This is a genomic window from Dactylosporangium sp. NPDC005555, from assembly GCF_040605635.1.
Lineage (GTDB): Bacteria > Actinomycetota > Actinomycetes > Mycobacteriales > Micromonosporaceae > Dactylosporangium.
In genome coordinates this window covers 126546-148453 of record NZ_JBEXDG010000010.1, presented here as the reverse complement: position 1 = coordinate 148453, position 21908 = coordinate 126546, and the positions used below count along the sequence as shown (strand labels likewise).

Below are 21908 nucleotides of genomic sequence, written 5' to 3'. Positions count from 1 at the left end.
CCAGCGGCGGTGGCGGCGTGATCGGGGAGGCCGCCGCCGACATCCTCGTCGTCGACGACAGCCCCTCCAAGCGGTATGTCATCACCAGCTGGCTGCGCCGCGACGGGCACCGGGTCGTCGAGGCCGCCACCGGCCTGGAGGCGCTGCGGCTGCTGCACGACGCCGCCCTGCACGCGGAGCTGGTCGTGCTCGACGTGCGCCTGCCGGACATCGACGGGTTCGAGGTCGCCGAGCGGATCAAGGAGGACCCGCGGACGACCGCGATCCCCGTCATCCACATCTCCGCGACCGCCGTCCACGTCGTGGACCGCACCCAGGGGCTCAACCGCGGCGCCGACGCGTACCTCGCCGAGCCGATCGACCCGGACGAGCTGCTCGCCACGGTCCGGGCGAAGCTGCGCGAGTACCGCGCCCGCCGCCGCGCCGAACGCCTCGCCGGCCGGCTCACCCGGCTGGTGGACACCACGACGGCGTTCAACGCCACGACGAGCCTGCCGGACCTGCTGGTGGCCGCCGCGACCGGCGCCGCCCGGGTGTTCGAGGGTCCGGCCGCCGTCGCCGCCGGGTCGGAGGAGACCGGGCCGATCGCCGTGCAGGTCGACGCCCAGGACGGCGTGCCCCAGGTGCGGTCCGCGATGCGTGAGCAGTACGACCACGACCCCCTCGACGGGCAGGCCGGCACGGTGCTGTTCCGGCAGGACGACGGGCCGTGGTGGCAGGGCGCGGTGTGGCGGGTCGTCGCGCGCGCCAAGCCGGGCCGGGAGCCGCTGCACGTCGCCGTGCCCGCGGAGGGGTTCAGCGACGACGACGCCGACCTGCTGCGCCAGTTCGGGCAGGCGGTCGCGCTCGCCGTGGAGGCGCTGCGCAGCTACGACGAGGAGCGGCGCACCGCGCTGACCCTCCAGCAGAGCATGCTGCCGCAGCGGCTGCCGTCGGTGCCGGGGGTGCAGCTCGCGGTGCGCTACCAGCCGGCCAGTGAGCACGCGTCCGTCGGCGGCGACTTCTACGAGCTGCTGCTGCTCGACGGGCGGCTCGTCGCGGCGATCGGCGACGTCGCCGGGCACTCGCTGCGGGCCGCCACGATCATGGCGGAGGTCCGCCACGCGCTGCGCGCCTACCTGGTGGAGGACGCGTCACCGGGGCCGAGCATGGAGCGGCTCAACCGGATGATGCTGCGGCTGCTGCCGGAGGAGATCGCCACGATGTGCCTGCTGAGCATGGACCCCGCCAGCGGCGAGGTCCGGCTCACCAACGCCGGGCACCCGCCGGTGCTGCGGGTCCACGAGGGGCGGGTCGACCTGGTCGAGGGCCGGGTCGCGCTGCTGGGCGTGCCGACCCCGCACGACGAGGAGATCCGGCTGACCCTCGCCCCCGGCGAGACACTGGTCCTGGTCACCGACGGGCTCATCGAGGCGCGCGGGCAGACCTTCAACGAGGGGCTCGATGCGCTGTGCGCCGCCGTCGGCGACATCGAGGCCGACCTGGAGCAGTTCTGCGACCGGCTGCTGCGCGAGCTGAGCGCGCGGTCGCGCGACGACGACATTGCCCTTCTCGTGATCCGCCGGGTGGATTCCGCCTGAACCGGTTGCGCCGGCCGCCCGATGCGCACACGCTGCGGTGATACGAACGGGGGGCTTTCATCATGGCGGTCTGTGAGACCTGCGGCAACGACTACCACATGGCTTTCGAGATCCGTACCGTCGGCGGCGGCGTGCACGTCTTCGACTCCTTCGAATGCGCGATCCACCGGCTCGCCCCGGTCTGCGAGCACTGCGGCACGAGGATCGTCGGGCACGGCGCGGAGGTGTCCGGCAGCTTCTACTGCAGCGCCCACTGCGCCCGCACCGCCGACGACGCGCTCGGTCCGGAGATCCGCGACACGGTCGGTGCGTACCCCGGGTGATCCTTGCTCCTGCGCCGCATGATTGGCTCATCCTGCAGCATCGGATGAGGCACACATCGTGGAGGAGCAGCTGTGGTGGTCCTGGGTATCGACATCGGCGGTTCGGGCATCAAGGGGGCGCCGGTCGACCTGGCGACCGGCGAGTTCACCGCTGACCGGCACCGCATCGAGACCCCGCAGCCTGCGGACATCGCCGCCGTCGTCGAGACCGTCGCGGCGGTCGTCGCGCAGTTCCCGCCGGCGAGCAGCGTCGGCATCACGTTTCCGGCCGTGGTCCAGCACGGCGTGACGAAGACCGCCGCCAACGTCGACGCCTCCTGGGTCGACGCGCCCGCGGAGCGGCTCTTCAGCGACAAGCTGGGCCGGCCGGTGACGGTCCTCAACGACGCCGACGCGGCCGGGGTCGCCGAGGTCGAGTACGGCGCGGGCAAGGGCGTCGAGGGCCTGGTCGTCATGGTCACCCTCGGCACGGGCATCGGCAGCGCCCTGTTCATCGACGGGAAGCTGGTGCCCAACACCGAGTTCGGCCACCTGCAGCTGACCGGCCGGCACCTGCACGGCGGCGACGCCGAGGACTTCGCCTCCGACCGCATCCGGGAGACCGAGGAGCTCAGCTGGCCCGACTGGGCCGAGCGGGTCCAGGTCTACCTGCGCCACCTGCACGCCCTGCTGTGGCCCGACCTGATCATCATCGGCGGCGGCGTGAGCAAGAAGACCGAGAAGTGGCTGCAGTACGTGGACGTGCCCACGAAGGTCGTCCCGGCGACCCTGCAGAACAACGCCGGGATCGTCGGCGCCGCACTCCTCGCGTCGCGACGGGCGCACTGAGCACGATTCCGTGCGGACATAGGGCACGATAGGTGGCATGGGGGACGTGCCCGCGTCGTTGCGTGCCGGGGACCCGGCCACGGTCGGGTCCTACCGGCTGCTCGGCGTCCTCGGCGTCGGCGGCATGGGCACCGTCTATCTCGCCGCCGGCCCCGACGACCGCCGGGTCGCGCTGAAGGTCATCAACCCGGCCTGGCACGGCGACCCGCAGTTCCGGCAGCGGTTCGCGGCCGAGGCCGCCGCCGCGTCGCGGGTCGCCGGCTTCTGCACCGCCCGCGTGCTCGACGTGGCCCTGGACGGTCCGGTGCCGCACCTGGTGACCGAATACGTGTCCGGGCCGTCCCTGCACGAGTATGCGACCGTCAACGGCCCGCTCGGCGGTCAGGTCGAGGCGGTCGCGGTCGGGGTCGCCGCGGCGCTCACCGCGATCCACGCGGTCGGGCTCGTGCACGCCGACCTGAGCCCGCGCAACGTGCTGCTGTCCCCGTTCGGCCCGAAGGTCGTCGACTTCGGCGTCGCCCGCCTCCTGGGGCACTCGGGACCCGTCGGGCAGCTGTTCGGCACGCCGGGATGGCTGGCGCCCGAGCAGGAGCGCGGGGCCCCGCCGAGCCAGGCCTCCGACGTCTACGCGTGGGGTGTCCTCGTCGCGTGGGCGGGCACCGGCGTGATGCCGGCCGGGCCGGTCCCGCCGGGCCTGGAGCGGATCCTCACCCCGGGCATCGCCGAGATCGTCGCCCGGGCGTTGCGGACGGACCCGGCGGCCAGGCCGACGGCACGCCAGCTCCTCCTCGCGCTCGTCGGCGACGACGACCCCGCGGCCGTCCACGTGACATCCCCCCGGGCCGATAGGAAAACCCGCCCGGATCCGCGGCCCCGCGGCGGGCACGGGCACACCGCGACGGTGCCCGCCGCGGCGGCGCCGAGACCGCCGGCGGGCCGGTTCGCGCCCGGTGCGGCGCCCGTCATCCCGGTCTCGCCGACCGCCGTGCACGGGGTGCACGGGCCCGTGTCGCCGTCGCCGGTCAGCCCGACGATGCTCGACCCCACCGGCCGGTCCCAGTATGTGGGGCAGGGCCAGCCGCTCCCGCCGGTGCCGCCGCCGCCCCGGCCGGCGCCGCGCGGGATGGGCCGCGGGGTCGCCGCCGTCATCGCGGTGCTGATCGTCGTGGGCTGCCTGTGGGGCGTGTTCAACCTCGCCGGCTCGGCCGGCTCCGGCGACCCGCAGGCCGCTCCGACCACCGCGGCGCCGGCCAGCAGGGCGCCGTCGAGGAAGCCGAGTCCGGTCGGCACCGACGGCGGGGTCCGCTTCACCGTCACCGGCTTCGAGTGCGGCGTGAAGCGGATCGGCGAGTGGCCGATCGTCAAGGACGCCGTGGGGGAGTACTGCCTGGTCGAGGTGCGGGTGGAGAACCTCGGGGCCGGTGGCACCCGCATCTGGCAGGGCTCGCAGCGGCTGCGCGACACCGACGGCAACGACCACAAACCCGACGACTGGTCGTGGCTCTACAACGCCGAGACTCGGCCGCTGTACGGGGAGATCAAGTCCGGGAAACCGGTCACCGGCACGCTCGTGTTCGACGTGCCGAAGGGGCTCAGGTTCGACGTCCTGGTCGTCAAGCAGCAGCCGCTGAGCGACGGCACCGTCATCCGCCTGCCCGGCCGGTAGCGCCCGCCGGCAGGCTGTCGGCAACTGTCGGCAACTGCCCCGCGGAACGGCCGGTCGGACGGCCGGCGCCGCGACCGGTAGAGCGCTTTCGCGGGGGCGCCCGCGGGCACGGCCGGGCGCCGCTGCGACCGCAAGCGCACCGGTGTGCTGCCGAGCAAACACCACGTCCTGAGGCTTGGCAAGCTTTTCGCCGACGTTACGTTTCGTTACCACCGTGTTATTGACACCACAGTCCGCAATCGGATTTAGTGTGCCGGAACCGGTTGCGGAACCGGTTCCAGAAAACGCTCTCTTGCCAGAAAGCGCTCTCACAGAGAGGATGCCGACGTGCCGATCACCATCGCCGACGTCGCGTCCCGGGCCGGGGTCAGCAAGACCACCGTCTCGCGGGTGCTCAACGGCAAAGGCGAGGTCGACGAGTCGACCGCGGCACGGGTGCGGAGGGTCATCGACGAGCTGGGTTACACGCCCAGCGCGCGGGCGGTCAACCTCGCCCGTGGCCACACCAGGGTCATCGGGATGCTGGTGCCGTCGCTGATCTGGCCGTGGATGGGCGAGATCGTGCAGGGAGCGGTGGATGTCGTCGAGGCGGAGGGCTACGGGTTGCTGCTGTTCACGTGCAACCGTGGCGCCGAGTCGATGCGGCAGTTCTCCGCGCAGGTCTCCGGCAAGGCCTTCGACGGCCTGCTGGCGATCGAGCCGGAAGGCACCCTGGACTACCTCGCCGACCTGTATGCCGGCGGTCTGCCGGTGGTGCTCATCGACGACCGCGGCGACAAGCCGCTCATGCCGTCGGTCGGGACCACCAACCGGGCCGGCGGGGCCCTCGCCGCGCGGCATCTCGTCGAGATCGGCCGGCGGCGCCCACTGGTGATCACCGGATCCGAGAAGTTCGGCTGCACACAGGACCGGCTCGGTGGCTTCGCGGACGTGTTCGCCGCCGCCGGGCACCCGGTCGACCCGCGTTTTGTGATGGAGGGCGACTTCACGTACGACTGCGGCTCCCAGGCCGTCCGGCGAGCGCTGGAGCTGGGGCTGGAGTTCGACGCCGTCTTCGCCCACAACGACCTGTCCGCCGCCGGCGCCCTCCAGGCGCTGCGTCACGCGGGCCGCGCGGTGCCGGAGGATGTCGCCCTCGTGGGCTTCGACGACATCGTCCACGCCGCGCACACCGAGCCCCCACTCACGACCATCCGCCAGCCGATGCGGCAGATGGGCGAGATGGCGGCCCGGCGGCTCATCGCACACTTCGACGGCACGCCGTTGACGAGTGAGCCCAACATCCTGTCCACCACGCTCGTCGTGCGGTCCTCGACCGCCCCGGCGCAGCCCTAGCGCTCCACACCAGCACCACCGACACCGCACCAAAGGGCGGGACCTGCCGCAAGAAGGCCCCGTCGTCATACCCCGAATGCCCGCCCCACCTGTCGATCCAGGTACGTAAGGAGACACCCCCGTGCATACCAGACGCTCCGTTGTGCTCGGCCTCGCCGGGTTGCTCGCAGCCGGCTCCCTCGCCGCCTGCGGCGAGTCGAAGAACGAGCAGAACGCCAAGCAGGGCGTGACGGTTCTCAACGTCGGCATGCCGAACGGCCCGCAGACCGAGAACCAGAACCCGTTCCTCAGCACCTCTGCCGCGTCCAAGTCGGGTTACCGCTGGGCGCTGTACGAGCCGCTGATGATGTGGAACCCGGTCAAGCCGGCCGACCCGATGAAGCCGTGGCTCGCCACCAAGGCGGAGTGGTCCAAGGACTACACGTCGGTCAAGGCCACCATCCGTGACAACGCGGAGTGGTCGGACGGCCAGAAGGTCACCGCCGAGGACGTCGCGTTCACGTACAACTTGCTGGCCAAGAACGACGCCATCAACACCGGCGGTCTCACCATCAAGGACGCCACGGCCAGCGGCGCGGACGTGACCATCACGTTCAAGAACCCGCAGTTCGTGAGCCAGCACAAGGCCATCGCCCAGGTGCCGATCGTCCCCAAGCACATCTGGGAGAAGGTCTCCGACCCGGCCGCCGAGCTGGCCAAGGACCCGATCGGCTCGGGCCCCTACAAGCTGAAGTCCTTCACCCCGCAGACGGCCACCCTGGTCGCCAAGGACAAGGGCTACTGGCAGGCGCTCCCGGCCGTCAAGGAGCTGCGGTACACCTCCTACACCGACAACAACGCGCAGACCACCGCGCTCGCCAACGGTGAGTCGGAGTGGAGCTTCGTCTTCATCCCCAACGTGAAGACGGTCTTCCTCGACAAGGACGCCGCGCACCACAAGATCTGGGCCCCGCCGGTCCTCGGCATCCACGGCCTGTACATCAACACCACCAAGGCGCCGTTCGACGACAAGAACCTGCGCGTGGCCATGAGCATGGTCATCGACCGTGACGACATCTTCAACACGGCCGAGGCCGGCTACTTCCACCCGCTGGTGAAGAGCGTGACCGGTCTGCCCAGCCCCGCCGGCGACGCGTTCCTCGCGCCGGAGTTCAAGGGCAAGGACTACAAGATCGACATCGAGGGCGCCAAGGCGCTCCTCACCGGTGCCGGCTACAAGTACGAGGGCACCACCCTGAAGGACAAGACCGGCAAGGCCGTCACGCTCACGCTGACCGACCCCGCCGGCTGGTCGGACTACCAGACCTCGCTCGAGATCGTGAAGGCCAACCTTCAGAAGATCGGCATCGAGGCCACGGTCGAGAAGGCCAACCAGGACGCGTGGTTCAAGAACGTCGAAGCCGGTCAGTTCGACGCGGGCTTCCGGTGGACCAACGGCGGCAACACGCCGTACGACATCTACCAGACGATCATGGACGGCGACCTGCTCAAGCCGATCGGCACCGCCAGCCCCGCCGGTAACTTCGGCCGCTTCAACAACCCCGAGGCCACCAAGGCGCTGCGCGACTACCAGTCGGCGACCGAGGACTCGGTCCGGGTCGAGGCGATGAACAAGCTGCAGAAGATCTTCGTCGAGTACATGCCGATGATCCCGGTCGGCGCCGACAACGTCGGTGGCGCGTACTCCACCAAGAACTGGACCGGCTGGCCGGACGACGCCAACCCCTACGGCGCCGCTCAGCCCACCCAGGCCAACGCGATCGACGTGATCCTGCACCTCAAGCCGGCCTCCTGACCGGTCGCTAGTGACACCGCTCCCCGGGTGGCCGACGGTCACCCGGGGAGCGGTACCCCGTGACGACACCCCCTAGACAGGACCATCGGCATGACGTTGAGCGAAAGCACGGCGGCGCCGGTAGGCGAGGTGGTGCTTGAGGCCGTCGGCCTGACCAAGCATTTCCCCGTCCGCAGGCGGCTGAGTGATCTCTTCTCCGGCACCAAGGCGGTCGTCCACGCCGTGGACGACGTCTCCTTCACTCTGCGACGGGGCAGAGTCACGGCACTGGTCGGCGAGTCCGGCTCCGGCAAGTCCACGGTCGCCCGGCTGCTCGCGCAGCTCTATCCGCGCACCGGCGGCGACCTCCTGCTGCACGGCACGTCGACCAAGGTCAACGGCGGTCGCCGCTTCCGCAGCTACGTCAAGCGGGTCCAGCTCATCTTCCAGGACCCGTTCGGTTCGCTCAACCCGGTGCACACCGTGCGCTACCACCTCACCCGCGCGCTGAAGATCCACGGCAACGCCGGCAAGTCCGCGGCCGACCTCGAGGCCGCCCTGGCGAACCTGCTCACCCGGGTCAGCCTCACCCCGCCCGAGCGCTACGTCGACAAGTTCCCGCACGAGCTGTCCGGCGGCCAGCGCCAGCGCGTCGCGATCGCCCGCGCCCTCGGCGCGGACCCCGAGGCCCTGCTCGCCGACGAGCCGGTCTCCATGCTCGACGTGTCGATCCGTCTGGGCATCCTCAACCTGCTGCGTGACCTGAAGGAACGGCTCAACCTCGCCATCCTGTACATCACGCACGACATCGCCTCGGCGCGGTACTTCGCCGACGAGACGATGGTCATGTACGCCGGCCGCATGGTCGAGGGCGGCGACAGCGAGACCGTGACGCAGAACCCTGCGCACCCCTACACCCGGCTGCTCATCGAGTCCGCGCCCGACCCGGACCGCATCGAGGGCATCGCCGACCCGACCGCCATGGACCGCGGCAACGGCGAGCCGCCGAGCCTGATCCGGCCGCCGGCCGGCTGCCGCTTCAACCCGCGCTGCCCGCACGCCATGCCCCGCTGCAAGGTCGACCTGCCGCCGCGGCTGGAGATCGGCGACCGCGACGGGCACTGGGCGGCCTGCTGGCTGTACGACGCGGACACCGTCGCCAAGGAGGGCATCGGCTCCGCCGCCGACAGTGCCGCCGCCGCCATCCCCACGCCGCCGGCCCTGTCGCTGACGGAGGAGGCACGATGAAGTTCCTGCTGCAACGCTTCGCCTTCTACCTGTTCACGCTGTGGGCGGCGATCACCCTCAACTTCTTCATCCCGCGGGTCATGCCCGGCGACCCGGTCAGCTCCCTGATCTCCAAGAACCAGGGCCGGCTGTCCAGCGACGCGATCCACTCCCTCGAGGTGCTGTTCGGCCTCGACAAGAGCCAGAGCCTGTGGGACCAGTACATCAACTACTGGCAGCAGCTCGCGCACGGCGACCTCGGCCTGTCGTTCACGTTCTTCCCCTCCGCGGTGTCGGAGGTGATCAGCCAGAGCCTGCCGTGGACGGTCGGCCTGGTCGGCGTCACCACCATCCTCAGTTTCATGATCGGCACCGCGATCGGCGTCGGCGCCGGCTGGAAGCGCGGGTCGTGGATCGACAGCCTCCTGCCGGCGACCACGTTCCTGTCCTCGGTGCCGTACTTCTGGCTCGGCCTCGTCGCCATCGCCGTGCTCGCCGGTCCGGGCAGCTGGTTCCCGTCCTCCGGCGGGTTCACCCCCGGCCTGGTGCCCGCCTGGGACGCCTACTTCATCCCCAGCGCGATCAACCACAGCATCCTGCCGGCGGGCACGATCCTCATCTCCTCGATGAGCGGCTGGATCCTCGGCATGCGCAACATGATGGTCACCGTCGCCTCGGAGGACTACATCACCGTCGCGCACGCCAAGGGCCTCTCCGACCGGCGGGTCGCCTTCAGCTACGCGGCCCGCAACGCGCTGCTGCCCAACGTGTCCGGCTTCGCCCTGTCGCTGGGCTTCATCGTCGGCGGCACCCTGCTGGTGGAGATCGTGTTCTCCTACCCCGGCGTCGGCTACCAGCTCTTCCAGGCCGTCCAGGCCTACGACTACCCGCTGATGCAGGGCATCTTCCTGGTCATCACGATCTCGGTGCTGGTGGCCAACCTGCTGGCCGACGTGGCCTACCTGCTGCTCGACCCGCGCACCCGAAAGAGTGGTTGATATGACCGTCACCCCCTCCAGCATCGAGCAGGTGATCCCGGGTCAGGGCTCGATGGCCCAGCCGAGCGTGAAGCCGGCCTCGAAGGCGAAGCGCAAGCGCTTCCGGTTCGTGTCCAACGCCAAGGCGGCCACCGGCCTGATCGTGCTCGGCATCTACGTGCTGATCGCCGTCATCGGGCCCTGGATCTCCCCGTACGACCCGGACCTCATCACGCCGGACAAACTGCAGGCCCCGTCGGGGTCCCACTGGTTCGGCACCGACCACCTCGGCAAGGACATCTTCAGCCAGATCCTGGTCGGCGCCCGCGGCGTCGTGGTCGTCGGCGCGATCGCCGGCATCGTCGCGACGATCCTGTCGGTCCTCATCGGCGTCACGTCCGGCTACCTGGGCGGCGCGGCGGACGAGAGCCTCTCGGCGGTGTCCAACGTCTTCCTGGTCATCCCGGCGCTGCCGCTCATCATCATCGTCACCTCGACCATCACCAACGCCGGCGACATCGTCGTGGCACTGGTCATCGGGTGTACGTCATGGGCGTACGGCGCCCGGGTGCTGCGAGCACAGACGCTGTCGCTGAGACGCCGCGACTACGTCGAGGCGGCCAGGGCGACCGGCGAGAAGACGTGGCGGATCGTGCTGTTCGAGATCCTGCCGAACCTGACCGCGATCATCGCGTCCAGCTTCGTCGGCACCGTCATCTTCGCCGTCATGTCCGAGATCACCCTCGCCTTCATCGGCATCTCGTCGGTGTCGACCTGGAACTGGGGCACGATCCTGTTCTGGGCGCAGGGCCAGCAGGCTCTCGCGCAGGGCGCCTGGTGGTGGTTCGTGCCGGCCGGTCTGGCCATCGCGTTCCTCGGCACCGCGCTGAGCCTCATCAACTTCGGCATCGACGAGTTCGTCAGCCCCCGGCTGCGCACCGCCGGCGCCGGCTCGCGCCGCGCCCCCAACGGCGACAAGGTCACCATGCGGGTCGGTTTCACCCCCGTCATCCGGGGCCGCGCCGAGACCACCCCCAAGATCGAGATCAAGCACGACGCCGCCGATGGAGCGAAGCGATGACCCAGATCCTGACCCGGCCGCTGCTGGAGATCAAGAATCTCGACGTCGACTACGGTCTCGGCGAAGAGGCGGTCAAGGCCGTCCGCGACGTCAGCCTCACCATCCACCGCGGCGAGGTCGTCGGCCTCGCCGGGGAGAGCGGCAGCGGCAAGTCCACGCTCGCCTACGGCGTCACCCGGCTGCTCCCGCCGCCCGGCGTCGTGTCCAACGGCTCCGTCGTCTACCACCCGGCGACCGGCGACCCGTACGACGTGCTCAACCTCTCCAACGAGGAGCTGCGCAAGTACCGGTGGGCGGAGACGTCGATCGTGTTCCAGGGCGCGATGAACTCGCTCAACCCGGTGCACAAGGTCTCCGTCGGGCTCATGGACGCCATCAAGGCGCACGACCCGAAGTCCAGCAAGGCCGCCCGCCTGGCCCGGGCCAAGGAGCTGCTGCGCCTCGTCGGCATCGCCGAGGACCGGCTCGACGCGTACCCGCACCAGCTGTCCGGCGGCATGCGCCAGCGCGTCATGATCGGCATGGCGCTCGCCCTGGAGCCGCAGCTGGTCATCATGGACGAGCCCACCACCGCGCTCGACGTCGTCATGCAGCGGCAGATCCTCGGCCAGCTCGTCGAGCTACGCGAGCGGCTCGGCTTCTCCGTCCTGTTCATCACGCACGACCTGTCGCTGCTGGTCGAGTTCTCCGACCGGATCGCGATCATGTACGGCGGGCGGATCGTGGAAGAGGCGCCTTCGGCGGCGATCTACCGCGACCCGAAGCACCCGTACAGCGCGGGCCTGCTGCGCTCGTTCCCCGCGCTGCGCGGCACCCGCCGCGAACTGACCGGCATCCCCGGCTCCCCGCCGGACCTGCGCGGCATGCCCACCGGTTGCGCGTTCCACCCGCGCTGCCCGAAGGCGTTCGATCCGTGCGCGACCGAGCTGCCGATCCTGGGCAAGCCCGACGATCACGTCGGTGAGCCCCGTTCCGTCGCCTGCTGGCTGCATCCGGTCACCGCCGGTTGAGCCTGCGAATGGCGCAACGTCCCAGTTACTGATAACCAGGAGAACCATGGACACGACCGCGACACCCCTCGATGTGCAGAACCCGATCGCCACACTCCCGCCTGCCTTCCGTTGGGGAGTGGCGACCTCGGCCTACCAGATCGAGGGCGCGGTCGACGAGGACGGGCGGACCCGGTCCATCTGGGACACGTTCTGCGAGGTGCCCGACGCGATCGACAAGGGTGACACCGGCGAGGTCGCCTGCGACCACTACCACCGCATGCCGCAGGACGTCGCGCTGATCCGCGACCTCGGTGTCGACCTGTACCGCTTCTCCGTGGCGTGGCCGCGGGTCCAGCCCCGCGGCCGCGGCCCGGTGAACCCGGCCGGGCTCGACTTCTACAGCCGGCTCACCGACGAGCTGCTCGCCAACGGCGTCGAGCCGTGGATCACCCTGTACCACTGGGACCTGCCGCAGGAGCTGGAGGACGCGGGCGGCTGGCCCGTCCGCGACACCGCCTACCGCTTCGCGGACTACAGCATGCTCGTCTTCGACGCGCTCAAGGACCGCGTCAAGACGTGGACGACGCTCAACGAGCCGTGGTGCTCGGCGATGCTCGGCTACGCCTACGGGGTGCACGCCCCGGGCCGGCGCGACTTCGCGGCCAGCATGCACGCCGTCCACCACCTGCTGCTGGGTCACGGTCTCGCGACCCAGCGCATGAAGGCGGCGGCCGCCGAGCACCACGAGTTCGGCATCACCCTCAACATGGGCGTCAGCACCCCGGAGACCGACAGCGCCGCCGACCGCGACGCCGCCCGGCGCAGCGACGCGCTCAGCACCCGCATCTACCTCGACCCGCTCGTCCACGGCCGGTACCCCTCGGACCTCGTCGCGGACCTGGCGCAGCAGGGCATCGAACTGCCCGTCCAGGACGGCGACCTCGAGATCATCAAGACCCCGCTCGACGTGCTCGGCGTCAACTACTACTTCAGCGAGACCGTCTCCGGCGTCGACGAGGACGGCAACACCCACGACGCCACCGGCCTGCCCGTCAGCCGACCCATCCCGACCGGCCGCCCGATCACCGCGATGGGCTGGGAGATCGTCCCCGAGGGCTTCACCCAGCTCCTGGTGCGCCTGTGGGAGGACTACCGGCTGCCGATCTTCGTCACCGAGAACGGCTCCGCCTTCCACGACGAGCCCGACGAGACCGGCTTCGTCCGCGACGACGACCGGGTCGCCTACTTCGACTCCCACATCGGCGCGGTCGCCCTGGCCCGCCAGCAGGGCGCCGACATCCGCGGCTACTTCGCGTGGTCGCTGATGGACAACTTCGAGTGGGCCTACGGCTACGACAAGCGCTTCGGCATCGTCTACGTCGACTACGACACGCAGGAGCGCACGCCGAAGCAGTCCGCGCTGTGGTACCGCGACACCATCCGGGACCTGCGCAGCTGATCGTTGCTCTAGTCCGGCAGCAGGGGAGTTGTGGGTCCCTGCTGCCGGCCCAGCATGGACGCCCTCGTCAGCGCGGCGGAGCCGAACCGGTCCCGCACCCGGTCCATCGCCGTGTCGAGCTCGCCGCCGGTGTGCGCCTGCAGCGGCAGCTCCAGCTGCACCGCGCCGTCGCCGTCGAGGTTGGCCACGGCGACACCGACGAGCGTGAGCCCCCGCTGCGCGATCAGGCTCGCCGATTCGTGATGCAGCAGGTGCACCGCCCTCAGCACGGTCGCGGTGTGCCACGTCTCCTTGGCGAGGGTGTGCGAGCGGGTGACCTTCGTGAAGTCCGCGAACCGCAGCCGCAGCACCACCGTCCGCCCGCCCCGCTCGGCGGCGCGCAGCCGCCTGCAGACCCGGTCGACCAGCTCGCCGAGGACCGCGTCGACGAACGCCGGCTGATGCGGCCCCCGCCCCAGGGCCCGCTGCGCGCCCATCGAGCGGCGGCGCCGGCCCACCTGCACGGGCCGCGGGTCCCTGTTGTGCGCGAGCGCGTGCAGGTGCCGGCCCGAGCCCTCACCGAGCATCGACACGAGCGTCGCCTCACCGAGCCGCGCGACCTGCCCGACCGTCATCACCCGGTGCGCGTGCAGCTTCGCCGCCGTGACCGCGCCGACGCCCCACAGCCGCTCGACCGGCAGCGCGTGCAGGAACGTGAGCTCGTCGGCCGGCTCCACGACGAGGAGCCCGTCGGGCTTGGCGACCCCGCTGGCGACCTTCGCCAGGAACTTCGTCCGTGCCACCCCGACGGTGATCGGCAGGCCGACCCGCCGCAGTACATCCACCCGGAGCTGCTGCGCGATGCGCCGCGGCGTCCCCGCGATCCGCCACAGCCCCCGCACGTCGAGGAACGCCTCGTCGATCGAGATCCCCTCCACGACCGGCGTCGTGTCCCGGAACACCTCGAACACCCGTCTGCTGGCCTCCGAATACGCCCGCATCCTCGGCGGCACGACGATCGCCTCGGGACACAGCTGCCGCGCCTGCCGCCCGCCCATCGCGGTGCGCACCCCGCGCCGCTTCGCCTCATAGCTGCACGCGAGCACCACCCCGCCCCCGACGATGACGGGCCGCCCCCTGAGGCGCGGATCGTCCCGCTGCTCGACCGACGCGTAGAACGCGTCAAGGTCAGCATGCAGGATCGAGGCCGTTTCCGACACGAACATATGTTCGCATGACCTGCCCTTGCCAGGGCAAGGATTCACGACACCAGGTCGCGGCGGTCAGGAGCAGGGCGACGCCGTGGCGACGACCGCGTAGGTCAGCAGGGTGCACGGGGCCAGCAGGCCCACACCGGCCCAGGCGGTGACGGCCGCGGCTGGGCCGGCCGCCGTCGCGCGGCGCATCCCGGCCCAGCCGCGTCGGTGCGGGCACAGTCGCTCGAGAGCCGCAGCGGCGTCTGAGGCCGGTGCGGCGGGGTCCGGGCCGGGCGGGTCAGGCGGTGGGGGCGGGCTCGGTCAGGGGGAGCAGGACGGCGAAGCGGGTGTCGCCCGGGGTCGAGGTGACGCGGATGTCGCCGTGGTGCTTCTTCACCACGATGCGGTACGAGATGTCCAGGCCCAGCCCGGTGCCCTCACCGACGGGCTTGGTGGTGAAGAACGGCTCGAAGATGCGGGGGCGGACGTCGTCGGGGATGCCGGTGCCGGTGTCGGCGAACTCGACCGCCAGGCAGTCGCTGTCGCGGGACGTGGTGATCGTCAGGGTGCCTTCGCCGTCCATGGCCTCGACCGCGTTGGCGATCAGGTTGGTCCACACCTGGTTGAGCTCGGCCGCGTACGCGGGGATCGGCGGCAGGGCGCGGTCGAAGCGCGTGACGACCTTGACCCCCCGCTTGGAGATCTTCGCGTTGAGCATGATGAGGGTCGCGTCGAGCAGCTCGTGCACGTCGACGACCTGGAACGGGCCGCGGTCCAGCTGCGAGTACTGCTTCGCGGCGTTGACCAGGCCGGAGATGCGGGTGACGGCGTCGTCGATCTCGCCCATGAGCAGCTCGGTCTCGATCGTGTACACCAGCCAGCGGACCGCGGGCTCCAGGTCGAGCTTGCCGACGCAGAGCTTCACGTCCTCCAGCCACGGCACGTCGACGCCGCCGGCGACCAGGGTCGGGGCGAGGTCCCAGGCGCCGTTGACGCCGCGTTCGTCGAGCCAGTCGCCGATGGTGTCCTCGGCGTCGCTGGCGTCCAGCGCGGACCGCTTCGGCGCGTTCGCCGCCAGCTTCACGGCGCGTTCCTGCAGCTCGACGAGGCCCTGCAGGTGCTCGCCGTCGAGCCGGCCGTCGGCGATCATCGCGAGCTTGTGCCGCATGCCGGCGATCCGGTCGCGGAGCACGGCGGTGGCCCGCACCGCCGCCGCGGCCGGGTTGTTGAGCTCGTGCGTCAGGCCGGCGGACAGGGCGCCGAGGGCGAGGAGCCGCTCGCGTTCGGCGGCGGCGTTGTTGCTGTTGCGCATGCCGAAGAACAGGCCTTCGAGCAGGTGCATCGCCATCGGGAACCACTCACGCATCGCCGCGCCGAGCTCGACGGCCGGCAGCTCGTACACCTCGGTGTCGGTGATCGCGTGCATCGTGTTGTTGTAGACCTGCGGGACGCGTTCGCCGAGATACGCCTGGGTGGCACCGCCGTAGACGCCGACCTGGTCGGTGCGGCTGACCTCGACGTCGTCGCCGCGGACGTTGCGGCTGAGGCTGACCATGCCGCTGAGCAGGACCACGAAACAGGTCGCGGCGTCGCCCTCGCGGTACACCGGCCGACCGGCCTCATGGGAAACCGCGGCGCCACGGGAGGCGAGCCACTCCAGTTGCTCGTCGTCCAGGGCTTCGAACAGGAACAGCTTGCGCAGCTCCTCGTGAGCGAGTCTCCGGCTCATGCCGTCACCTCCGCCGCGCTCCGGCGCCGGCCCGGGCTGAACCCGCCGTCCCGATGAGGGGCCTCTTCGCCGCGCTCCGGTCCGCTCATTGCCCCTCCACCAGATACCTGTGCACCAGTGAGACCGCCATCGCGCCCTCCCCGACGGCCGACGCCACCCTCTTCACCGAGTCTGCTCGTACATCACCCGCGGCGAACACTCCGGGGACGCTCGACTCCAGGTGATAGGGGTCACGGCCCAGCGTGGCGTGGTGCGCGCTGGTCTCGATGTCCAGCCCCGTGAGCACGAACCCGCGGGCGTCGCGCTGCACGACCCCGTCGAGCCAGTCGGTGCGCGGTTCCGCGCCGATGAAGATGAACAGCCAGGAGCTGTCGACGGTACGCTCGGCGCCGCCCTCGACGGATCGCAGCGTGAGCCGCTCCAGGTGCTCGTCGCCGTCCCCGCCGACGATCTCAGTGCACGGGTGGACCTCGATCGTCGGCACCGCCGCGATCTGCTCGATCAGGTAGCGCGACATCGACGCGTCCAGGCCGGGGGCGCGGATGACGAGGTGGACCCGGCGCGCGTAGCGGCTGAAGAACATCGCCGCCTGCCCGGCCGAGTTCGCCCCGCCGACGATGTAGACGTCCTGGTCGGAGCAGCTCGGCGCCTCCGTCGACGCGGAGCCGTAGTAGACGCCGCGGCCGTGGAACTGCTCCAGGCCGGGTGCGCGCAGCCGCCGGTACGCCACACCGGTCGCCAGGATGACGGAGTGCGCGGCGATCGTCGTGCCGTCCTCGAAGTGCAGGACGCGCGCCGAGCCCTGCACCGCCAGGCGGGTGACCTTGCACGCGGTGAGCAGCTCCGCGCCGAACTTGACCGCCTGGCGGCGGGCGCGGTCGGTGAGCTGCGCGCCGGAGACGCCGTCGGGGAAGCCGAGGTAGTTCTCGATCCGGCTGCTCTGCCCGGCCTGCCCGCCGGTCGCCCGCTCCTCCAGCAGGACCGTGCGCAGGCCTTCGGAGGCGCCGTACACCGCCGCGCCGAGGCCCGCCGGGCCGCCGCCGACGACGACGAGGTCGTAGAAGTCCGACGCCGGGGTCGTGGTCAGGCCGACCTGCACCGCCAGCTCGGCCTCGCCCGGCGCGACCAGGGTCTTGCCCTCCGGGGTGACGACGAGCGGCACGTCGGCCTCGGACAGCCCGGCGGCCGTCAGCAGCCGCTGCCCTTCCGCGTCGTCGGTGGTGTACCACCGGTACGACACCATGTTGCGGGCCAGGAAGTCCCGGACCTTGAACGACGGTGCCGACCACCGGTGCCCGACCACCTTGACGTCGCCGACCGGCTGGTCGGGGGCGGCCTTCCACGCCTCCAGCATGGCGTCGATCACCGGGTACAGCTTCTCCTCCGGCGGATGCCACGGCTTGAGCAGGTAGTGATCGAGGTCGACGACGTTGATCGCCTGGATCGCGGCGTCGGTGTCGGCGTAGGCGGTGAGCAGCACCCGCCGGGCGCGCGGGAACAGGTCCATCGCGTGCTCGAGGAACTGCAGGCCCGTCATGTTCGGCATGCGGTAGTCGGCGAGGAGCACCGCGACCTGCTCGCCGCGCAGCTTCAGCTCCTTGAGCGCGTCGAGGGCCTCCTGGCCGGAGTCGGCGCGGATGATGCGGTAGTCCTCGGCGTACTGCTTGCGGAGATCACGGGCGACGGCCCGGGACACCGCGGGATCGTCGTCAACGGTCAAGATCGCTGGCTTGGCCATGGACCCAATCCAACCACGCGTTTCGCCGATCAACGAACACCGCCCGACGGCTCGCCCTCGCCGCCGCCGCGGACCGGATACGGTGTGACCCGTGAGCAACCCGTGTGAGCACCTCGACCTCATCAACGACGTCCAGCCCGGTGCGGACGGCTGCGAGGACTGCCTCGCCGCCGGTGGTCGCTGGGTGCATCTGCGGCTCTGCCTGACCTGCGGGCACGTCGGCTGCTGCGACTCCTCGCCGGCGAAGCACGCCACCGCGCACTACAACAGCGTCGGGCACCCGCTCGTCCAGTCGTTCGAGCCGGGCGAGGAGTGGGTGTGGTGCTACGCCGACGACGCGCTGCTCAAGGTCGACGGTCTGCCATCACGCGCGCACCCCTAGTCGCCCGTTTTTTCGCGTCCTAAAGTAAGTGGATGCGGGTGACGTTCGAGGGTGACGGGGCCGGCTCCGGCCCGCTGTCGTGGGGGCAGCTGGACATATGGCTCAAGATGACCGCCATCGGGCAGTCGATGGCGATGGGCGGGATCCGGCCGCTGCCCGCGGGCACCACCCTCGACGACGTCGCCGGCGAGCTGCGGTATCTCATGAGCCGCTACGAGAGCATGCGGACGCGGCTGCTGGAGGATGGCGACGGACCGCCGTCGCAGGTCGTGGACGGCTCCGGCGCGATCGAGATCGAGGTCCTCGACGACGTGGACCCGGCCGGCGTCGAGGCCCGCTACCGCGACGTCCCCTTCGACCACGCGCACGAGTGGCCGGTCCGCATGGCCGTCGTCCGGACCGGCGGCGAATGCACCCACGTGGTCCTGGTCATGTCACACCTCGTCATGGACGGCGCCGGCGCGGTGCTGATGATGGCCGAGACCGACGCCCGCACGGACGCACCTCACGAGGGGCTCTCCGCGCTGGAACAGGCCCGTCGGCAGACGTCGCCGTCCGGGGTGCGGCAGAACGCGGCCGCGCTGCGGCACTGGGACAGTCACCTGCGCGCCATCCCCGTCCCGCAGGTCGCCCCGTCCCGCGACGTACGCAGCCCCCGGCACTGGACCGGCGTCCTGCACTCCAGGGTCCTGCCGTCCGCGCTGCGCGCGGTGGCGCTGCGGGAGGGCGTCGAGCCGGCACCCGCCCTCCTGGCCGCGTTCGGCGTCGCGTTCGCACAGGTCACCGGCGTCGACGTGCTGCCGCTGCGGCTCGTGTCGAGCAACCGCTTCCGGGCCGGGCTCGGCGGCGTCGTCGCCCCCGTCTCGCAGATGGGCCTGTGCGTGATCGACACCGCCGGCTCGTTCGCGGACGTGCTGCACCGCACGCGGCCGGCCGCGATCACCGCGTACAAGTACGCGTACTACAACCGCCTCGACCTCGACGCGGTCATCGCGGCCGTGGTCGCCGACCTGGGCCCGCAGTTCGCCCTGGACGTCAGCGTCAACGACCGCCGCCTCGGCGGCGCGCTGCAGGACGTGCCCCGCCCCGCCCGCAGCGAGTTCGCCTGGGTCGCCAGCGGCGACGAGCCCTCCTCGGCCCTGTTCGTCAACGTCGACGGCTCCGACGAGGCCGTGGCGATCACGGTCTACGTCGACAGCCACTTCCTCGCCCCGGCCGACGTCGAGGCCGTCCTGTGGGCGATGGAGCGCGTCGCGATCTCCGCCGCCGGGCACGTCGAGGAACGCGTGGTGGCTCCGACCAGCTCGTGACAGCGTCATCGTTGCGTGCTGCGAGGAGAGAGCCATGCGATTCGAGGACCACTGCGGGTGGATCGTCACCCAGACCGAGCTGCTCGTCGCCGACCTCGGCGCGGGTGCGTCGCAGGCCGCGCCCGTGCCGTCGTGCCCCGGCTGGACCTTGGGCGCGCTGCTGCGGCACGTCGGCGGCGGGCACCGGTGGGCCGCGCGGATCGTCCGGACCAGGGCGACGCAGTTCCTGCCCGACGGCATCGTGCGTGACGTCGACGGCGACGACACCGGGCCTATTCCAGCCGGGTGGCTGCTCGACGGCGCCCGGGAGCTCGCCGGCGCACTGACCGCGGCGGGTCCGGACGCGGCGGTGTGGACGCCGTTCGAGGCGGGCGGGATGCCGTTCTGGGCGCGCCGCTTCGCGCACGAGACCCTCATGCACCGCGCCGACGCGTGCCTGGCCGCCGGGGTGCCGTTCGAGGTCGGCACGGACGTCGCGCTCGACGCGCTCGACGAGTGGATGGAGCTCGACGCGCACCCGGTCCACTTCGACCTCGACCCCGCCAAACGCGCGATCCTCGGACCCGGTCGGACGGTCGCCCTGGTCGCGCCCGAAGAGGGCTGGTTCGTCGACCTGACCGGCGACGTCAACACCTGGCGCCGCGGCACCGGACCCGCCGCCGTCACCGTGCGGGCCCCGCTCAGGGAGCTGCTGCTGCTGGTGTACCGGCGACGCGACCCCGACGGGCTGCGGATCGACGGCGACGCGGACCTGCTGCGCCACTGGCTGCGGCACGTCGCCTTCGGCTGAGGCCGGTCAGGGCTCCTCCACCTCGAGGCTCCCGTTGACCTGGAGCTTGCGGCGGGCCCGCTCGTAGAAGGTGGTGTAGCCGAGGCGCACCACCTTCGCCGCGGCCGGCGCCGCCGACACCGTCAGCATGTCGCCGGGCTTCAGCTCCGCGCCGAGGACCCCGTCGACCTCCATGACGAGCCGGCCGCTGGACGGCAGCAGCTCCAGGTCGAGGTCCTCGTCGGGGGACAGCACCATCGCCCGGTTGAACGCCGAGTGCGCCGCCGCCGGCACGACCAGGATGCCCTCGACGTTCGGCGACACGATCGGCCCGCCGGCGGAGAAGCTGTACGCGGTCGACCCTGTCGGCGTCGCCACGATGAGGGCGTCGGCGGAGTACCGGACGAACGGGTAGCCCTGCATGGAGATGCCGATCGCGGCCAGCCCCTGCCCGGGGACACGGACCAGCGCGATGTCGTTGAAGGCGGTCACGTCGCTGCCGTCGGGGAGCCGGGTGCGGATCGCCATGCGCGGCTCCACCGTGTACCGGTGGGCGTCGATCGCGCTCAACGCCGCCGGCAGGTCGTCGACGGCGACCTCCGCGAGGAACCCGAGCCGGCCGAGGTTGACCCCGAGCACCGGCGTCGGCTTGCCCGACAGCAGCCGCATGCTGCGCAGCATCGTGCCGTCCCCGCCGAGGCTCACCACCAGCGACGCGCGGCTCACCAGCTCGTCGGCGTCGACCGCGACGGCGGTGCAGTCGATGCGGTCGACCTCGTCGGGCAGCCCGAGGACCGTCACCTCACGGGTCGTCGCCCACTCGATGATGGCGTCGATCGCCGGCTTCGAGTCGCGCCGCGGATGCAGGACCAGCCCGACCGTGTGCACCATGCCCATCCTGCAACTGTACGGCCGGTCACAGCCTGGCCGGCGCTTCGGCCGGGCCGCCGGCCCGTTCGCGATGCCGGGGCGTGGACGTGGACGCGTCCGGGGGCCGCAACGATCCCACCACGAGGGCGACGGCGACCAGCAGGACCGCCGGTAGAGGGCCGATCCACGGCACCCGTTCGACGAGCAGCCCGGCGCTCACCGCACCGATCGCGATGCAGGCGAACGGCAGCACGGTGTCGAAAACGCCCTTCTCGCCGCCCTTCTCGCCGGTCGTGGCGGCGTGCTGCAGGCCCGTGGCGATCGCGGCGAGCGCGAGCAGCGGCAGTTGGGTGACCCCGCGAGGGTCGTGGGCGGTGACCATCCAGCCGCCGCACAGGGTGCACAGCGCGAGCAGCGCGCCGACGAGGCAACGGCTCGGCGCGACCCGCCGGGCGAGCCACAGCGTCCCGCCGTACACGGCCACGGACAGCGCCGCGCGCAGCGCGGTCTCCGGCAGCCGCTGTACGCCGGCCACCCCCAGGACGACGAGGTTGCCGGTCACGACGCCGCCGAACACGCCCCCGAGAAACAGCAGGCAGATGCCGTCGACGTACCCGGCCGCGAGGGCCAGCAACCAGTGTGTTCGCCGCATGGCAGACCCGTTCCCAGATCCGCGCGACCCACCCTCACCCG

General features: G+C 71.3%; 20 protein-coding genes. 14 read left to right on the top strand and 6 right to left on the bottom strand.

What is annotated here, in order from left to right:
- Nucleotides 1–17: 17 nt before the first annotated feature.
- From ABZS58_RS14305 to ABZS58_RS14255, 11 genes are all read left to right on the top strand, one after another.
- Complete coding sequence (locus tag ABZS58_RS14305) at nucleotides 18–1580, top strand: fused response regulator/phosphatase (RefSeq protein ID WP_354781289.1); 1563 nt, start codon at nucleotides 18–20, stop codon at nucleotides 1578–1580.
- Nucleotides 1581–1642: 62 nt separating this feature from the next.
- The gene (locus ABZS58_RS14300; protein ID WP_354781287.1) at nucleotides 1643–1903 is read left to right on the top strand and encodes a Prokaryotic metallothionein; all 261 of its coding nucleotides are present in this window, start codon (nucleotides 1643–1645) and stop codon (nucleotides 1901–1903) included.
- 72 nt (nucleotides 1904–1975) lie between these two features.
- Complete coding sequence (gene ppgK, locus ABZS58_RS14295) at nucleotides 1976–2731, top strand: polyphosphate--glucose phosphotransferase (protein ID WP_354781285.1); 756 nt, start codon at nucleotides 1976–1978, stop codon at nucleotides 2729–2731.
- Nucleotides 2732–2768: 37 nt separating this feature from the next.
- Nucleotides 2769–4397, top strand: coding sequence for a serine/threonine-protein kinase (locus ABZS58_RS14290; RefSeq protein ID WP_354781283.1), 1629 nt, complete (start codon nucleotides 2769–2771; stop codon nucleotides 4395–4397).
- Between the two features lie 327 nt (nucleotides 4398–4724).
- A complete protein-coding gene (locus ABZS58_RS14285) occupies nucleotides 4725–5732 on the top strand; it encodes a LacI family DNA-binding transcriptional regulator (RefSeq protein ID WP_354781281.1) in 1008 nt (335 codons plus the stop codon).
- A gap of 121 nt (nucleotides 5733–5853) precedes the next feature.
- Complete coding sequence (locus tag ABZS58_RS14280; RefSeq protein WP_354781279.1) at nucleotides 5854–7527, top strand: ABC transporter substrate-binding protein; 1674 nt, start codon at nucleotides 5854–5856, stop codon at nucleotides 7525–7527.
- A gap of 90 nt (nucleotides 7528–7617) precedes the next feature.
- On the top strand, nucleotides 7618–8754 hold the full coding sequence (locus ABZS58_RS14275; protein ID WP_354781277.1) for an ABC transporter ATP-binding protein: 1137 nt from the start codon (nucleotides 7618–7620) through the stop codon (nucleotides 8752–8754).
- Nucleotides 8751–9731, top strand: a complete 981-nt coding sequence (locus ABZS58_RS14270; RefSeq protein WP_354781275.1) for an ABC transporter permease — start codon at nucleotides 8751–8753, stop codon at nucleotides 9729–9731. The genes ABZS58_RS14275 and ABZS58_RS14270 overlap by 4 nt, the downstream gene beginning before the upstream one ends.
- 1 nt (nucleotide 9732) lies before the next feature.
- Nucleotides 9733–10791 (top strand): ABC transporter permease, encoded by a 1059-nt coding sequence (locus ABZS58_RS14265; RefSeq protein ID WP_354781273.1) that lies wholly within the window; start codon nucleotides 9733–9735, stop codon nucleotides 10789–10791.
- Nucleotides 10788–11801, top strand: a complete 1014-nt coding sequence (locus tag ABZS58_RS14260; protein ID WP_354781271.1) for an ABC transporter ATP-binding protein — start codon at nucleotides 10788–10790, stop codon at nucleotides 11799–11801. Before ABZS58_RS14265 ends, ABZS58_RS14260 begins: the two co-directional genes overlap by 4 nt.
- 46 nt (nucleotides 11802–11847) lie before the next feature.
- Nucleotides 11848–13242: a GH1 family beta-glucosidase gene (locus tag ABZS58_RS14255; RefSeq protein WP_354781269.1), complete on the top strand. Its 1395-nt coding sequence runs from the start codon at nucleotides 11848–11850 to the stop codon at nucleotides 13240–13242.
- A gap of 8 nt (nucleotides 13243–13250) precedes the next feature.
- On the opposite strand, the gene dinB is transcribed toward ABZS58_RS14255, so the two are convergent.
- The 4 genes from dinB to ABZS58_RS14235 all read right to left on the bottom strand — a co-directional run bounded on the left by dinB (nucleotide 13251) and on the right by ABZS58_RS14235 (nucleotide 17866).
- Nucleotides 13251–14441 carry a DNA polymerase IV gene (dinB, locus tag ABZS58_RS14250; protein WP_354781267.1) on the bottom strand — a complete coding sequence of 397 codons (1191 nt, stop codon included), beginning with the start codon at nucleotides 14439–14441 and terminating at the stop codon, nucleotides 13251–13253.
- Nucleotides 14442–14504: 63 nt separating this feature from the next.
- Entirely contained in the window at nucleotides 14505–14627 is a 123-nt protein-coding gene (locus ABZS58_RS14245; RefSeq protein ID WP_354781265.1) for a hypothetical protein, read from the bottom strand.
- Between the two features lie 88 nt (nucleotides 14628–14715).
- The gene (locus ABZS58_RS14240) at nucleotides 14716–16146 is read right to left on the bottom strand and encodes an ATP-binding protein (RefSeq protein WP_354781263.1); all 1431 of its coding nucleotides are present in this window, start codon (nucleotides 16144–16146) and stop codon (nucleotides 14716–14718) included.
- A gap of 85 nt (nucleotides 16147–16231) precedes the next feature.
- Nucleotides 16232–17866 carry an FAD-dependent oxidoreductase gene (locus tag ABZS58_RS14235; protein WP_354781261.1) on the bottom strand — a complete coding sequence of 545 codons (1635 nt, stop codon included), beginning with the start codon at nucleotides 17864–17866 and terminating at the stop codon, nucleotides 16232–16234.
- Between the two features lie 109 nt (nucleotides 17867–17975).
- Here ABZS58_RS14235 and ABZS58_RS14230 point away from each other — a divergent pair, with 109 nt between their 5' ends.
- Genes ABZS58_RS14230 through ABZS58_RS14220 form a run of 3 tightly spaced genes read left to right on the top strand, consistent with a single transcriptional unit; the run spans nucleotide 17976 to nucleotide 20366 of the window.
- Entirely contained in the window at nucleotides 17976–18266 is a 291-nt protein-coding gene (locus tag ABZS58_RS14230) for a UBP-type zinc finger domain-containing protein (protein WP_354781259.1), read from the top strand.
- Nucleotides 18267–18298: 32 nt separating this feature from the next.
- The gene (locus tag ABZS58_RS14225) at nucleotides 18299–19576 is read left to right on the top strand and encodes a condensation domain-containing protein (RefSeq protein ID WP_354781257.1); all 1278 of its coding nucleotides are present in this window, start codon (nucleotides 18299–18301) and stop codon (nucleotides 19574–19576) included.
- Between the two features lie 34 nt (nucleotides 19577–19610).
- A complete protein-coding gene (locus ABZS58_RS14220; RefSeq protein WP_354781255.1) occupies nucleotides 19611–20366 on the top strand; it encodes a maleylpyruvate isomerase family mycothiol-dependent enzyme in 756 nt (251 codons plus the stop codon).
- Nucleotides 20367–20372: 6 nt separating this feature from the next.
- Here the strand turns inward: ABZS58_RS14220 and ABZS58_RS14215 are convergent, their stop codons facing one another.
- The gene (locus ABZS58_RS14215) at nucleotides 20373–21242 is read right to left on the bottom strand and encodes an NAD(+)/NADH kinase (RefSeq protein WP_354781253.1); all 870 of its coding nucleotides are present in this window, start codon (nucleotides 21240–21242) and stop codon (nucleotides 20373–20375) included.
- A 19-nt stretch (nucleotides 21243–21261) separates the two neighbouring features.
- Nucleotides 21262–21867: a DUF1275 family protein gene (locus ABZS58_RS14210; RefSeq protein WP_354781251.1), complete on the bottom strand. Its 606-nt coding sequence runs from the start codon at nucleotides 21865–21867 to the stop codon at nucleotides 21262–21264.
- Nucleotides 21868–21908: the final 41 nt, after the last annotated feature.

Coding starts and splice junctions, on each gene's coding strand:
- ABZS58_RS14220 (WP_354781255.1), top strand. CDS start 19,611: ATGCGATTCGAGGACCACTGCGGGTGGATCGTCACCCAGACCGAGCTG.
- ABZS58_RS14270 (WP_354781275.1), top strand. CDS start 8,751: ATGAAGTTCCTGCTGCAACGCTTCGCCTTCTACCTGTTCACGCTGTGG.
- ABZS58_RS14245 (WP_354781265.1), bottom strand. CDS start 14,627: ATGCGCCGCGCGACGGCGGCCGGCCCAGCCGCGGCCGTCACCGCCTGG.
- ABZS58_RS14265 (WP_354781273.1), top strand. CDS start 9,733: ATGACCGTCACCCCCTCCAGCATCGAGCAGGTGATCCCGGGTCAGGGC.
- ABZS58_RS14215 (WP_354781253.1), bottom strand. CDS start 21,242: ATGGGCATGGTGCACACGGTCGGGCTGGTCCTGCATCCGCGGCGCGAC.
- ABZS58_RS14290 (WP_354781283.1), top strand. CDS start 2,769: ATGGGGGACGTGCCCGCGTCGTTGCGTGCCGGGGACCCGGCCACGGTC.
- ABZS58_RS14225 (WP_354781257.1), top strand. CDS start 18,299: ATGCGGGTGACGTTCGAGGGTGACGGGGCCGGCTCCGGCCCGCTGTCG.
- ABZS58_RS14255 (WP_354781269.1), top strand. CDS start 11,848: ATGGACACGACCGCGACACCCCTCGATGTGCAGAACCCGATCGCCACA.
- ABZS58_RS14240 (WP_354781263.1), bottom strand. CDS start 16,146: ATGAGCCGGAGACTCGCTCACGAGGAGCTGCGCAAGCTGTTCCTGTTC.
- ABZS58_RS14300 (WP_354781287.1), top strand. CDS start 1,643: ATGGCGGTCTGTGAGACCTGCGGCAACGACTACCACATGGCTTTCGAG.
- ABZS58_RS14275 (WP_354781277.1), top strand. CDS start 7,618: ATGACGTTGAGCGAAAGCACGGCGGCGCCGGTAGGCGAGGTGGTGCTT.
- ABZS58_RS14210 (WP_354781251.1), bottom strand. CDS start 21,867: ATGCGGCGAACACACTGGTTGCTGGCCCTCGCGGCCGGGTACGTCGAC.
- ABZS58_RS14260 (WP_354781271.1), top strand. CDS start 10,788: ATGACCCAGATCCTGACCCGGCCGCTGCTGGAGATCAAGAATCTCGAC.